Raw genomic sequence first — 14454 nt, forward strand, 5'->3', positions numbered from 1 at the left:
AGGGGTAGGAAGGAAATAAAGTTCAACAATCGATTCAGCTCACTGAATCTCAGGAGGTAGTAACAGATGCGTTTCAGTGAATATCGGATTCACTGTGAAATGTGTAATCTGCTCTCCTCTAAGAACGGAGATAGTGGATTTACTATTCAAGTCCCCATCGATGCTTCAACGCAAAAAGAGCATCTTATAGCGACAATATTCTGCCAAATCACCGATCAATCACACCAATTGACTCTGCGCACTCTCAATGACTCATCCGGGCAGGTGGTTACCCTTTCCAAGCGTGAAAAAAACAAACTTGCATCGGTTCTGAAGAGAGTGGAGGAAGACTGTTTATGCGGCAATGCAAAAATATGCCCACAACGCATTGTTAAGCTTGTCGCCGAATTGCACGGCACAACAAAAGTGTAATTCCACTTTCAATTTCAATGGATATCCATTAGTATTAGCATGTTTTAATATAGACCGGCAAGCGGTCTTGGGTGGGGCCTGAATCGATGATCCAGGTAAAAAAATCATAGCTTACTAAGAAGTTCGATCATACGTCCGTAGACACGTTAAAACGAGGTCTCGGCGGCGTCCAAGCAGCTGCATTGCCGCAATCCAATTCGTCGCAGATAAGTCGTTAAGAGCAACCGGTAAGCACCTAACTCCATTAGGTGAAAACGATCATGTGGGAGCATATACAGAGTCTGATGGCAGGCTGGAAAGGGGCATTCATCCCGTTTCTGAGCTGGATCGGAGAGATTAAGGACAAAGAGACGGTTAGAGCCGATATTGTCGCAGGTATTACCGTCGCCCTGGTGCTGGTGCCTCAATCGATGGCCTACGCCCAACTTGCCGGTCTTCCGGTCTACTACGGTCTCTACGCCTCGTTTCTCCCGCCCATGGTCGCCGCCTTTTTCGGCTCGTCGCGGCAATTGGCCACCGGCCCGGTAGCCGTGGTGTCGCTGATGACGGCGGCGGCCCTTGAACCCCTTGCCACCTCTCCCGACACCTATCTGGCCTATGCAGTGCTGTTGGCCTTCATGGTCGGTATATTTCAGATGTTTCTCGGCCTGTTCAAGCTCGGCGTACTGGTGGACTTCCTCTCTCACCCGGTTGTTGTCGGCTTTACAAACGCCGGCGCCCTGATTATCGCAACCTCCCAACTGGGCAAGGTGTTTGGCGTCTCCGTGGAACGAGAGGCCCATCACTACGAGACTGTATGGAACACCATCTTGGCGGCCATGGAGAATACCCACGGCTCAACCTTGGGGATGGCGATTCTGGCATTTGCCATTATGTGGGGCATCCGCCGCTACGCCCCCAACTTTCCCGGTGTCCTGATCGCGGTTGTCGTTACCACTCTGATAGCCTGGCTCGCCGGATTCAATGAAGCCGGCGGTAGAGTGGTTGGCGACATACCCAAAGGCCTGCCTGCATTGTCGCTGCCGGTTTTTGACGTTAAGACAGTCTGGCAACTGATTCCCGCGGCTATCACCATCTCTCTGATCGGCTTTATGGAGGCTATCTCGATTGCCAAGGCGATGGCCGCACGTACACGCCAGCGCCTGAACGCCAATCAGGAGCTCATCGGACAAGGGCTCTCCAATGTGGTGGCCAGCGTGTTCTCCGGTTATCCGGTTTCAGGCTCGTTTTCCCGTTCCGCAGTGAATATCAATGCCGGCGCCATCACCGGGTTCTCCTCGATCGTCACCGGCCTGGTGGTGATGATCACCTTGATCTTCCTGACTCCGCTGCTCTATCACCTGCCGCAGGCCACCCTGGCAGCCGTGATCATCATGGCGGTCATCAATCTGATCAAGATCGATCCGATCATCCACGCCTGGAAGGCGCAGCCCCATGACGCGATCGTTGCAGTCATCACCTTTGTCCTGACCCTGATATTCGCACCCCATCTCGACAAGGGCATCATCATCGGCGTACTCCTCTCGCTCGGGCTGTTCCTATGGCGCACCATGCGGCCCCGCTTCGCCCAGCTCTCCCGATACAAAGACGGCACCATGCGCGATATCCGGGTACGTCATCTGCCGACCAGCCCGGTGATCTCCGTAGTACGTTTCGACGGCTCACTCTATTTCGCCAGCGCGGGCTATTTCGAAACCAAGATGCTTGGTGTGGTTGCCGCCAATCCGGAGTTGAAATACATCATTCTGGATGGTGAAGCCATCAATCAGATCGACGCCACCGGAGAGGAAGTCCTGCACCACTTGTGGGAACGGCTTCAGGCACAGGGAATCCACCTCGTCATCGCGCGCATGAAGAAACAGTTCATGGACACGATTCGACGTACAGGGTTGAAGGATAAGATGGGTGACGACACCTTCTACTCTCGCATCGGTCTGGCACTGAACTATGTTTGGAACCAGTTGGGTGACTCCTACGACAGAGAGAATTGCCCTCTGCGTTCTCCAATCGGCGCCGGCAAGGAGTGACATCATGACGCAGTTTCAAGATACCCTGACGCGCTAACACGTCAGGTATCTATAGTCACATGCCCGATCTGAGTTATCTGCTCCTGACACCGTTCGTCGGAGCGCTCGCCATCACTTTCCTGCCCCGAGATGCTCGTTGGGCCATTCGCGCAACCGCCCTGTTTGCGTCGGCGGTAACGTTCGCACTCTCTTGGGCCTATATCGGCGACTTCGATTACAACCAGGCGGGCTTGCAGTTTTTTCATCAGACAGAGTGGAACACCCGCCTCGGCACCTCGTTCGCCCTGGGTCTGGACGGCTTCTCCTATCCCATGGTGCTGCTGGCTACCCTATTGAGCCTGGTGGCGCTTCTCGCCTCTACAGCCATTAGCGAGAGAATCAAGGGCTACTATATTCTGGTGCTCTTGCTGGAGTCGGCGATGCTCGGTGTCTTCATGGCACAGGACTGGTCGCTGTTTTACGTATTTTGGGAATTGACCCTGATCCCGCTGTTCTTCCTCATCGACCGCTGGGGGGGTAAAAACCGCCACGGAGCGGCACTGAATTTCGTCCTCTACACCATGGGCGGTTCGGTATTCATGCTGATAAGCCTGCTTGTGTTGTTCGATTCCGTACCGGGCCACAGCTTCTCCATGTCAGCAATGGCTGAGAGCGGGCGTACCCTGCCTCAGCACACCCAGATATTGATTTTTCTCGGTTTCCTGGTCGGTTTCGGGGTAAAGATGCCAATCTTCCCCCTCCACGGCTGGCTCCCACTGGCCCATGTCGAGGCACCGAGCCCAATCTCTATACTACTATCTGGCATCTTGTTGAAAATGGGTTCATACGGACTGATTCGCGCTGCGGGTATGCTGCCGGATGCGGTGCTCGCACTCCAGGATATTCTTGCCGCACTCGCCTTTATCAGCCTTATCTACGGTGGTTTATTGGCCTGGAGGCACAGTGATCTGAAAGCGATGATCGCCTACTCATCCGTGAGCCATATGGGGGTCGTTCTACTCGGGATTGCAGCACTCAACCTGGCCGGTCTGCACGGTGCCTTGATGCAGATGGTCGCCCACGGTCTGGTGGCGGGTTCGCTGTTCCTCTTGATCGGCTTGCTCTACGAACGGACCCGCACGCGTGAAGTGACCGACTACAGCTCTCTTGTGAGGGTGATGCCAAGGTTTGCATTTTTCACCACCCTTGCCTTTATTGCCGCTGTCTCACTCCCCGGTACGGCTGGATTCATTGCAGAGCTCAACGCCTTGATTGGCGGATTCGCCCGCTGGGGATGGGTCGCCGCCCTATTGACCATCGGTGTGCTTCTCAGCGCCGCCTATGCAGTGCGCACCATCAGTCAGCTATTTACCGGACCGGTTCGCCCCGGCATGCAGAATGTGGAGGATCTACGTCCCTCCGAGCTGCTGGCGGCTGGTACCTTGGCGGCCGGCACCCTGCTGCTTGGATTCATGCCCGGTCCAGTGCTCAACCTGGTGAATGCCTCCGCTGTGCAACTTTCAAGCCTGTTCTCATTGTAGGGGTGCCTATATGAATGAGGGCCACAACAAGCACAGCGATATCCGGGAGCAGATCAGAGAGGCGATCGATCACCTGCAGCACATACTTCCCAGTCAGGCACCGATTCGGGATTTCGTTCACCACAATACCCTGCATGGCTTTCAGCACCTGCCCTTCCAAGAAGCCCTTGCCACCGCCCGCCGCATAACCGGCGCCCGTGGTTTCCTGCCGCTGGAAAAGTATCGTGACTACTATTGCCAGGGTCGGATATCCCTCGAAGACCTGATCAGTTGTGTCGAGCAAGAGAGAGATCTGGAACCGGAAACACGCTTGGCCGATACGGCCCGCGGATCACTCAGTCGGGGCGACATCATCGTTGCAGTGATGAGCATGCCCTATCAGCCTGTATCCGGCTGCCAACTCAACTGGCAGATAGAGGAGAATCGTGTCCTTGAACGTCTCCGGTCCGATCTTCCCAAAACATGCCGAAATCGTCTGCTGAGCAATGCCCAAGAGAGCGGATTGACAACGGAATCGGCTGCGGTGAGCGACCTGTGGGATGCCTGCCTCCAGGTTCTCCACCTGGAGCATGAATCCACTCACCCGGAGGAGCTGCTCGATTTGGCCCCGGAGCAGGCCGAAACACTGCTGCATGACATGCTCGATGTGGCAAATAGCGGGGGGGACAGCCCCAATACAACCACCCAACTGATGCAGCAGACGGCCACAGATCGCTTCGACATGCTGCTCGAACGTTTGGGCCGTGACATGACTATGAGGGATCTTTTATTGGCCACAACCGGTCATGACCTGCTGGATGATTTACGTCCGCAGTTGATCAGAGACCTCTCGAGTTTTCTCGATCAGGGAGTGGCGAGCTGGCGCCCCCTCTCCCCATCCAAAGGTTTTTATCACTACTGGTGCGAACGGGTGGAACTGGACCTCGACTGGCATTTGCGAAACATCGAGGGATGGCAGCAACATCTTGAATTGCTTCAAAGTGATCCGCTGGAAACCATTATCAGCGAGCTGCATCGACTGGGATTGGCGAGGGACCATTGGACGGGTTACCTGGAGCGATTGGCATTGGAGCTGCCCGGTTGGTCCGGGATGGTACTCTGGCGGCACTTTCACCCAGGTTATGAATCACTCTCCGCCCGTATCGATATGCTCGATTATCTGGCAGTACGGCTGGTCCTGGAGAGAATCTACGCCCACAATCTCTGCGCACGCCTGTTCAATATCGAATCCAGTATCGATATGTTGCGTTGGTATTTTCACCATCAGGCCGATGAATTCACTGTCCGTGAAGCGCTCTTCAACAGCCGATTACCGGAATATCTGGCCAGCCGTGCCCAGCGTGCTGTCCATGCGCCAGCTGACACGGATGGGGATGAGAACGCGGCACGCTGGCAACACCTTGCCCAGTTGATCTGGACCTGGCGTCAAAGCAGCGGCAGTTACGAGAACAACACTCAACCGACACTTTGCCAGGGTGCCTGGCCCCTGTTCCAGCTGATGCAGCAACTCGGCTGGTGCGGTGACGAAGTACGCTGCCTCACATACGAACATATCGAGGCAATATTCGATACGGTTGATGCACTCGATGAAGACCGTATGGGTTTCATCTGGCTCCGTGCCTACGAAAAACAGTATCGGGACCAGATCCTCAACGCACTGGCAAAAAACCGTGGACGGGGTGCCTGGCCGGAGCGGGAAGAGAGGCCTGCCGCTCAAGTGATCTTCTGCATGGATGACCGTGAAGAGGGAACTCGCCGGCATCTTGAGGAGCTCTATCCGGAGGTGGAGACCCTGGGTACAGCGGCACACTTCAGCGTGCCGCATAACTGGCGGGGCCTGGATGACAGCTGTGCCGGACCCCAGGCACCGGTCATCCCCACGCCTGTGATCCCGGTTCATGAGGTCAGAGAGACGCCGGCAGTGCAAAACCTGGAGGCCGGCAGATTGCATCAACGTCGCCATCAGCTGCTGAAAAAAGGCCAACAACTGCTATTGCAAAACACACGCCGCGGAGCACTGCTGCCCGGATTGTTGACGGCAATTGCAGCCCCCGCAACCCTGGCTGTTTTGATCGGCAAGATTCTGGCGCCCAGACCCTTTGGGCGGTTGCTGAGCTATCTTCGACAGGGCATTGAAAAACCGGTAACAACCCGTATTGAGTACAGCGCCCCGAACGACAGCCCGGAGGCGACCATTGAATCACCCCGTCCGGGCTTCACTGATACTGAACAGGCGGATCGGGTACAGGCCATGTTGAAGAGCATGGGACTGCTCAATGGTTTCGCCCCATTGGTCACCATTATCGGCCATGGTTCACGTAACCAGAATAATCCACATACCTCGGCATACAATTGCGGCGCTTGTTCCGGACGCTTCAGCGGCCCGAATGCACGCCTCGTCGCCGGGATGGCCAACCGACCCGAGGTAAGAGCGATTCTGGCCGAACGCGGGATTGTCATCCCGCAGGACACCTGGTTCATCGGTGCCGAACACGATACCTGCGGTGAGATCATCGATTGGTACGACCTCGACCAAATCCCCGACGCGCTGCAGCCGTCACAACAGAAACTGGCAAAGGCCTGCGAACAGGCCTGCTATCTGCATGCCCAGGAACGATGCAGACGTCTTGCCTCCGCACCCAGGCAGCCGAATCCCCAGCAGGCCTTTAACCATGTCCTCGGCCGTTCCCTCGACTTTTCCCAGGTCAGGCCTGAACTTGGTCATGCCACCAACGCCTGTGCATTCATCGGCCGGCGATCCATCAGTCGGGGGGCGTTTTTCGACCGGCGCGCCTTCCTCATCTCCTACGACGCATCACATGATCCAACCGGTGAGGTGCTGGAACGACACCTGCTGATCAACGGTGCGGTAGGTGCCGGAATCAATCTCGAATATTACTTCTCAACAGTGGATAACGAGCACTATGGCTGCGGTTCCAAGGTCACGCACAACGTGACCGGCTTCCTTGGGATAATGGAAGGCGCCAGCTCCGATCTGCGCACCGGACTGCCGCGACAAATGATCGAGATACATGAAGCGATGCGCCTCCTGGCGGTGGTTGAAGCCAGTACCAAAATACTGACAGAGATCTACCAGCGTCAACCACCTTTACAGGAGCTGGTGGGGAATGGCTGGGTAGTGCTGGTGGCGATGGATCCCGACAATGGTGAATTCCACTTGTTCGATCCCGAATCGGGTTGGGTTGCATGGCAACCCGATGAAAAGGCGATCACAGCTGTGCCTCGCTCGGCTGACTGGTATACAGGATCAACAGGACCATTGCGGCCCGCATTGATCAAGACCCCTGAGGAGGTGGCTGTAGATGCTTAAGCAATACGCATGGCTCATCCCTCTCCTTCCTTGGCTGGCCTCCGGATGGATCGGTATCGGCTACATCCTGAACTTCAATCGCGGTGAGTCTGGCGAAAGGCAGACCTCACTGGTTGCCCTGGGCGCCGGCACCGGCTCCTTGCTGTTGTCGCTGGCCCTGGCACTTGAAGCAGTGGTCCACGGAGCGCCAGGACAGCTGGTTTTAGGTACCTGGTTCGATACCGGCGAGATTCACCTGCCGATCAGTTTAAGCCTGGATACGACCGGTCTTTCACTATTGACAGTGGTGACACTGATCATATTCCTGACGTTGAAGTTTTCCGTCAACTACATGCATCGCGAATCTGGATACCAGCGCATCTTCATGCTGTTCTGCCTGTTTGCCGGCGGCATGGAGCTCATCGTTTTGGCAGGGAATGCCCTGCTCGCCTTCGTAGGCTGGGAGATCGTTGGCGTTACTTCCTATCTACTCATCGGATATGCGATCGATCGACAGACAGCGACCAAGAACGCGGTTCGGGTTTTTGTAACCAACCGTGTCGGTGACACCGGTTTCATCATCGGTATCGCTCTCTCAATCTTCTGGCTCGGGGGGGTAGAATGGTCACAGATCAATAGTGAGGCTGAAAACATCGAGACCCTCGCGGCCGGTGTGATCGCAAGCGGTTTCGTGATAGCCGCATTGGTCAAATCGGCTCAACTGCCGTTTGCTCCTTGGATATCCCATGCATTGGAAGGCCCAACACCCTCATCCGCCATCTTCTACAGCTCCTTGATGGTGCATGCGGGCGTCATTCTGCTGATTCGCCTGGCGCCGCTACTCGAACAAGCCCCTGCGATCATGATCACCATTGCCATCCTTGGATTGCTGACTGTGATCTATGGCTGGCTTGCCGGACTGACTCAATCCGATATAAAAAGCTCCCTCATGTTCGCCACCACATCCCAGGTCGGTTTGATGTTCTTCTGGTGCGGTATGGGGTGGTTTACCCTGGCCGCCTGGCATCTGAGCCTGCATGCCGTATGGCGCTTGTTTCAATTCCTCGCATCACCGGCATTGGTCAATCAGATCGATCACGCCACGCCACCGCCACCGACCTGGCTGGCACGCTGGCGCTGGCTACATAATGCGGCCCTGCAACGCTTCTGGCTCGACGCATTGTCCGATGCACTCCTGGTGCGCCCTACAGTATCCCTGGCGAAGGATGTGCAGTTCTTTGATGAGCAGATCGTGACGCGTGTCATCGGACTGCCCGTCTATACCAGGAGTGTCTCTTCGCTCACCCAATGGGAAGAGTTACAGAAAAGAAGCTCCACCGATCAAATGGGTGCTGTGGGCCAGGGTACCGGACTGGCCGGTAAATTCATGACATGGCTCGCCAATATTCTGTACTGGTTTGAATCCCGTCTGGTACTGAGAGGTGGTGGCGAAGGCTTGTTGAAAAACTTTCATCGCGTGGGTGGAGTACTCGAACGGGTCGATCAGTTATTGTCCAAGCCGCGCTATCTGATCGTTTTAGTGGTGGCCACTTTTGTGGTGATACTGTGAGGGCCCGCACGTGACGATAGATAGCATCCATTGGTCAACACAGATCACCTATCCGATTCTGACAGTTTTACAACTGCTGCCATTGGCTACTGTGTTGCTGCTGTGGTTGATGCGTCACCACAGGTGGCTTGTCCCGGCAGGCATTATCGCTGCACTCCTGGAGTTCTTTGTGAGTGTCGATCTGTGGCGCCACTACGACACCGATATAGCGGGTTTTCAGTTCGCAGAACAAATCCAGATCATTCCCCAACTAACCTATCATAGCGGTATCGATGGCATATCGGTCATCTTCATTCTGCTGACGGGGCTGCTGACTCTGCTGGTAACCCTGTATGGCGTGGTACGCGATTTGAAGCCCTTCGACCGCCTCTTCATGGCTGTTTTCGCGGTACAGGCCTGCTTGATGGGGCTCTTCGTCACCCTCAATCTACTCTGGTTCGTGCTGTTGTCTGCAGTACAAATCGGCTTCATTGGTTATCTTTTGTGGCGTTGGGGCAACTCACCGGATAAGGAGCTGGCGCTAAGACGGTTTTATCAGTTCATGTCTGTGAGTGTCCTGCTGTTGATTGCAGGCACCCTATTGATGGGCTGGAACTATTCAGACAGTCATAATGGCGTCTGGAGCTTCAACCTGCTCCAACTTGCACAAACGCCGGTCTCAGAGACCTTCCGGTCAGTTGCCTTCTTTCTACTCTTTTACGGACTGGCGATACGCACACCGTTGTTCCCACTACATGGCTGGCTGCCGCTGATTGCGGAACACGGTAACGTGGCTGTTGCGCCCACACTGCTGCTTGGTCTCAAGATCGGCATCTATGGCCTGTTGCGATTTGTCCTGCCGTTATTGCCGACCGCTGTCATTGAGTGGCACAACTATGTGGCCCTGTTCGCACTCATTGGTATTTTCTACGCCGCATTTCTGGCAATGATGCAGAATAATCTGCGTCGCTTACTTGCCTATGCCGTGATCTCACACACGGGTATTCTGATATTGGGCATCTTCAGCCTGGAGCATGCCGCGTTTATGGGCAGTGTTATCCTCTCCGCCACTTTTGGCCTCGCCCTCGCCGCATTGGTATTTACCACCGGTCTGTTATTTCGTCGTACCCACACGACCCTGCTGCACAACCTGGGCGGTCTGTTCGATTCCCTGCCCTTTCTCGGTATCACCTTTCTGATCGGCGGTCTTGCCATCATCGGTATGCCGGGTACACCGGGTTTCGATGCCGTACACCTTATTCTTGAATCTGCCATTCACAAATTCGGCGCTTTAGTGACCATCGCATCCGCATTGGGCAATGTAGTCGCGGCAGGCTTTCTGTTGTGGGCTTTTCAACGCGCTTTCCTGGCGCCCCGTCCCAGTGGCAGACAGCCGTTTCAGGTTATTCCCATTTCAAAGCCGGAAGTGTTCGTGGTGAGCGCTCTGATACTCATCCTACTGAGTGCCGGTTTCTTTATAGAACCCTGGCTGACCCTGATTGATAAACCGCTCGCTGCATTGAGCGCCATATATACCGCTCATTGAGACTGCTGCAAATGGGATCACTCCAAGCAATGACCGATCTACCGCTACTCTCAACACTGCTGCTACTGCCACTTGCGGGCGCTGGTGCGATCTGGTTCTTTCCAGTCTCCTGGGCCCGTATGGTCACCCTCGCTACACTACTCTGCGCCCTGTTCCCGGCGATCGCCATCGTGGTACTGCTGGAGAGCGATAATCCCGGCTTTCAGTTCGTTGAACACTACCCCTGGATACCCGCGCTGGATGCCAACTTCAGATTTGGCGTCGATGGTTTGTCGGCAGCGTTTCTGCCTTTAACGATACTGTTGTTCATTGCTGCAACCCTTGCATCCTGGACCCATATCCGGGGCCTGCAAAGAGTCTACTTCAACCTGTTGCTGCTGTTCGCGACCGCCACCCTTGGTGTCTTCATGAGCATCGATGTGCTGGCCTTTTTTCTGTTTTGGGAATTGACCCTTGCACCCCTCTATTTCCTGATCAGCCTGTGGGGAATCGGCCCCCATCGGCGCTATGCGGCGACTAAATATACCCTGTTCATGCTGGCCGGGGGCATACCATTGCTGTTGGCGATTGCGGTTCTGGCCTTCAATCATGCCGAGATCGCCGGCGCCATACCACCGGAAGGACTCACGTTTGATTACCAGACCCTGCTCGATACCCCTCTTCCAGCCGGACTTGAGGTCATCGTATTCCTGTTTCTGCTGGTGGGCTTTGCCGTCAAGACCCCTCTCTTTCCGCTCCATACCTGGCTGCCAATTGTCGCCCTCGAAGGTCCCGCACCGGTTGCCGCGCTGCTGGTGGGTATCAAACTGGGCGCCTATGGCATTATTCGCTTTGCTATCCCGCTGGCCCCGACCGCCGCACAGGAACTGCATTGGCTACTGGCCGGACTGGGTGTCGTCGGCCTGCTGTATGGTGCATTGGCAGCCATCAATCAGACAAATCTCAGACGCATGCTGGCCTACTCCTCCATGAGCCATGTGGGGCTGGTGATTTTGGGTATCGCCTCATTTAACCTACAGGGTCTGCAGGGTGCTGTTTTCCAGTTGCTCAACTTTGTCGTCATTGCGGGAGGTCTGTTCCTGCTTACCGGTTATCTGCACCATCGTTTGGGGTCCACCGATTTGATCCATCTTGGGGGTGTGGCACAGACAATGCCATTGCTTGCAGCCTTCTTCATGTTTCTGGGTCTGGCCTCATTGGGTATTCCCGGAACCAGTGGATTTCCGGCAGAACTGCTGATCCTCATCAGTGCCCTTGAAACCCACACAGGTGCCGGACTCGCAGCCCTGTTCGGGCTCATCATCGGCACCGGCTATCTGTTGAACAGCTATCGCCAAAGCTTCTTCGGACCGATCACTGACGGCCAGGTAAGCGCTGGTCAGGACCTACGCCCTAAGGAGCTGGCCATCATGATGCTGTTTTCACTTCTGGTGCTGGTTTTCGGGCTGTTTCCCGGAGGTGTCCTGGACTTGATGGAATCGACGGCCGGCTTATGGCTGATGCGATTGCAATAGGTCCGCAAATGAACGCGAATAAACGCAAATATTTATGATCCAGGCTATGCCGCATAGGCTGTATGATCGGCAAAAAGAGCTATTTTTTTTCCTGCGTAGATACCATCTCTCCTTTACTCCCACAAGTAGCTATAAAGCGGCTTGTGGGGAGTAAACTTGCTGGTGCTTGAGTACCCCAAAGCACAGATGTACTAATTTGCGCATAACGGCTCCTAATGCGGACATTTTGCATTTTCCTCTCGCGAGCAACCGCTCGTATAAGGCCTTGGCCGTTGGGTTGTGTAGACTGGCCACGATAGCAGGCATGTAGAGTTTGGCCCTGATCCTCGCGCTGCCTGCTTTCGACAGTCGTGGTCGCTTGTTGATGCTGGATCCGGATTGATGCTCGATGGGCACCACTCCCAGATAGGCGGCCATTTGACTAGCATGCTCAAAATCCCGGGCACGGTAGACACTCATCATGATTCGACTGAGGGTCCGGCCAATGCCTGGGATACTTTCTAGCAGCTGCTGGTCGTTTTTCAGCTGGGGGTGGGTGTCGATATGCTCATCGATCATCGCTTCCAGACGCTTTTGTTCTTGCTCCAGGCCTTTGAGCACGGTCGAGATGGAGTGCCCAACCTCTGGATGACTGATCCCTGACAAAGCCTTCTCCAGGCGGTTGCGTTCACGCTGGATATCGCCTTGCAATGCCTCCAGCCGTGACAGTAACTCTTTGAGTTTACGTATCTCTGCCGGTTCCGGTCTCCACAGATGCAGGGGTTCTTTGGCGCCATACAAGGCTAACACCAGCGAGTCCTTTCTGTCGGTCTTGGTGTGCACCGCGATACCCTTGGCGTAATCTCTCACCTGGGCCGGGTTAAGCACCGCGACTTCACCACCTTGCTCATGCAGACCGTAGGCTAGACGCTCGTGGTAGATGCCAGTCGCCTCCATGACAAAGCGTAACCCACTCAGTGGCTGACCAGTCTGTTTTTGTGACCAATCGAGTAGGTGGTCATGGCCGGCTGGTGTATTAGGAAAGACCTTCGACTTGACCTTGCGTGGTTCGATACTGCGTAACCACAGACAATCCAGCTTATTTTTACTCACATCAATGCCAATTATCGCTTTCATTCTCTTCACTCACCTTGTTCATGCAGCCTCTCTCCGTAATGCCGGAGGGACTCCGATACCATTCAGTTTATAGAGAATCGGTGATAGCCTGTATCTACAAAACAGACTCGTGGTCTCAGGGTGCGGTGCAGGTCTTATCACCGTGTGATGAATTGCTAGCTAAACAATTCATCAGAAGAGATACAAGGGTGCGGCTTGCCGCACCATTAAACTATCTGAATTCATTCACCATCTTGGCGAATCAGATAGATTATTTGTTTTATTAGCGTTCATTTGCGTTCATTTGCGGACTGAATCTCACCCCTGCGAAAGCATCTCCAGATGCCGGGAATGCCAATTCAATACAGCGGTCTTGACCTTCATCTTCTTGGCCAGTTCAGGGTGGGAAACACGGATCCGCTCAGCGGCAAAATTACTCAGAAACTTCGACTTCACCTCGGCCCGTGCCCTGTCCACGCCGACATCCTGGAAAGGTACGGAAGCAAGCAGCAAAAAGCCGTCATCAGGTATGCGTCCAGCCTCCATGTTGCTCTCGATAATTCCCGCTGCCTTATCGATGGGATCCGAAAGGTTGGGGCTATAGGGACCGATGATCAGTGCAAGATTCGGCGTATGCAGAAAATCGAAGCCGCGACCGATACAGATCATCCATTCACGATGCACAATATCCAGCTCACGCTGCAGCTGTCGCGCCTCTTCCACGTGATCAAGATTACCCGCCACCAGCGGCAACAGATCCTGCCGCATCTGCGCCGACATATCGGGAAATAGCGCCTCCAGTCGGGGCAGTAGTGTATCTTTGTCGCTCAGCTTCAGATCCGCCATATTGAGCTGCTCACCTGTCGATCCATGCAGGATCAGGGCATCATCGTCTGTTTCAAATCCGCACACGATAGGATATACGGTGGCATGATCATCACCGAACACCTCTTCCACTTGCCGCTTGATCTGATAGGTATGGGATCTTGCTGCCTCGGTATCATAGTTGAAGCCGGCGCAGCCGCGTTGAGGATCGCCTTTCGAAAAGTGATATGTAATCAAGGTCATCACCCGCCTGCCATCCGAGACCACGTTTTGAACGTAGCTCGCCAAGACTTCTCCGAGGTGCGGCCAACCGAGATCGAATATGCCGCCAAGATTTCGGAATGGCTGAATAATTCCCTGGGGTGTATTGGTCGCAATGGGTATGTTGATACGGCCATCCATACACTTCAGCACGGCGATCGCGGTGGGATGCTCCGAGAGATATCGTGTGCGGGCAAGCCAGCTACCGGGTTTACTGTATTTCTCTGAATGGGTACTTGCATGGTTGATCAACCATTCAATACGTTCCTGAATGGGTTTATTATGGATATCCATGGTCTTTCCTGCTGATAACGGGTAGTGAGAACTTGCCCCAAGTTTATTGTGCTGTCAATCTTCATCATGCAATGGATGACGAGGACCGGATATCACTCAACA

General features: G+C 54.6%; 9 protein-coding genes. 7 read left to right on the forward strand and 2 right to left on the reverse strand.

Features of this window, described 5'->3' with window-relative positions; genetic code table 11:
* The first annotated feature begins 66 nt into the window (after nt 1-66).
* From AB8516_RS04980 to AB8516_RS05010, 7 genes are all read left to right on the forward strand, one after another.
* Nucleotides 67-411, forward strand: coding sequence for a hypothetical protein (locus AB8516_RS04980; RefSeq protein WP_369158655.1), 345 nt, complete (start codon nt 67-69; stop codon nt 409-411).
* A gap of 260 nt (nt 412-671) precedes the next feature.
* The gene (locus tag AB8516_RS04985; protein WP_369158657.1) at nt 672-2438 is read left to right on the forward strand and encodes a SulP family inorganic anion transporter; all 1767 of its coding nucleotides are present in this window, start codon (nt 672-674) and stop codon (nt 2436-2438) included.
* 59 nt (nt 2439-2497) lie between these two features.
* The gene (locus AB8516_RS04990) at nt 2498-3958 is read left to right on the forward strand and encodes a NuoM family protein (RefSeq protein ID WP_369158659.1); all 1461 of its coding nucleotides are present in this window, start codon (nt 2498-2500) and stop codon (nt 3956-3958) included.
* A 10-nt stretch (nt 3959-3968) separates the two neighbouring features.
* A complete protein-coding gene (locus tag AB8516_RS04995; protein ID WP_369158661.1) occupies nt 3969-7289 on the forward strand; it encodes a DUF2309 domain-containing protein in 3321 nt (1106 codons plus the stop codon).
* On the forward strand, nt 7282-8838 hold the full coding sequence (locus tag AB8516_RS05000) for a proton-conducting transporter membrane subunit (RefSeq protein ID WP_369158663.1): 1557 nt from the start codon (nt 7282-7284) through the stop codon (nt 8836-8838). The genes AB8516_RS04995 and AB8516_RS05000 overlap by 8 nt, the downstream gene beginning before the upstream one ends.
* A gap of 10 nt (nt 8839-8848) precedes the next feature.
* On the forward strand, nt 8849-10363 hold the full coding sequence (locus AB8516_RS05005) for a NuoM family protein (RefSeq protein ID WP_369158665.1): 1515 nt from the start codon (nt 8849-8851) through the stop codon (nt 10361-10363).
* A gap of 11 nt (nt 10364-10374) precedes the next feature.
* Nucleotides 10375-11877: a NuoM family protein gene (locus AB8516_RS05010; RefSeq protein WP_369158667.1), complete on the forward strand. Its 1503-nt coding sequence runs from the start codon at nt 10375-10377 to the stop codon at nt 11875-11877.
* A gap of 129 nt (nt 11878-12006) precedes the next feature.
* Here the strand turns inward: AB8516_RS05010 and AB8516_RS05015 are convergent, their stop codons facing one another.
* Both AB8516_RS05015 and AB8516_RS05020 read right to left on the reverse strand, forming a co-directional pair.
* A complete protein-coding gene (locus AB8516_RS05015) occupies nt 12007-12993 on the reverse strand; it encodes an IS110 family transposase (RefSeq protein ID WP_369158528.1) in 987 nt (328 codons plus the stop codon).
* A gap of 297 nt (nt 12994-13290) precedes the next feature.
* On the reverse strand, nt 13291-14352 hold the full coding sequence (locus AB8516_RS05020; protein ID WP_369158669.1) for a hypothetical protein: 1062 nt from the start codon (nt 14350-14352) through the stop codon (nt 13291-13293).
* Nucleotides 14353-14454 lie beyond the last annotated feature (102 nt).

The organism is Candidatus Thiodiazotropha sp. LNASS1 (genome assembly GCF_964212655.1).
In the GTDB taxonomy this organism is placed as follows: domain Bacteria; phylum Pseudomonadota; class Gammaproteobacteria; order Chromatiales; family Chromatiaceae; genus Thiodiazotropha.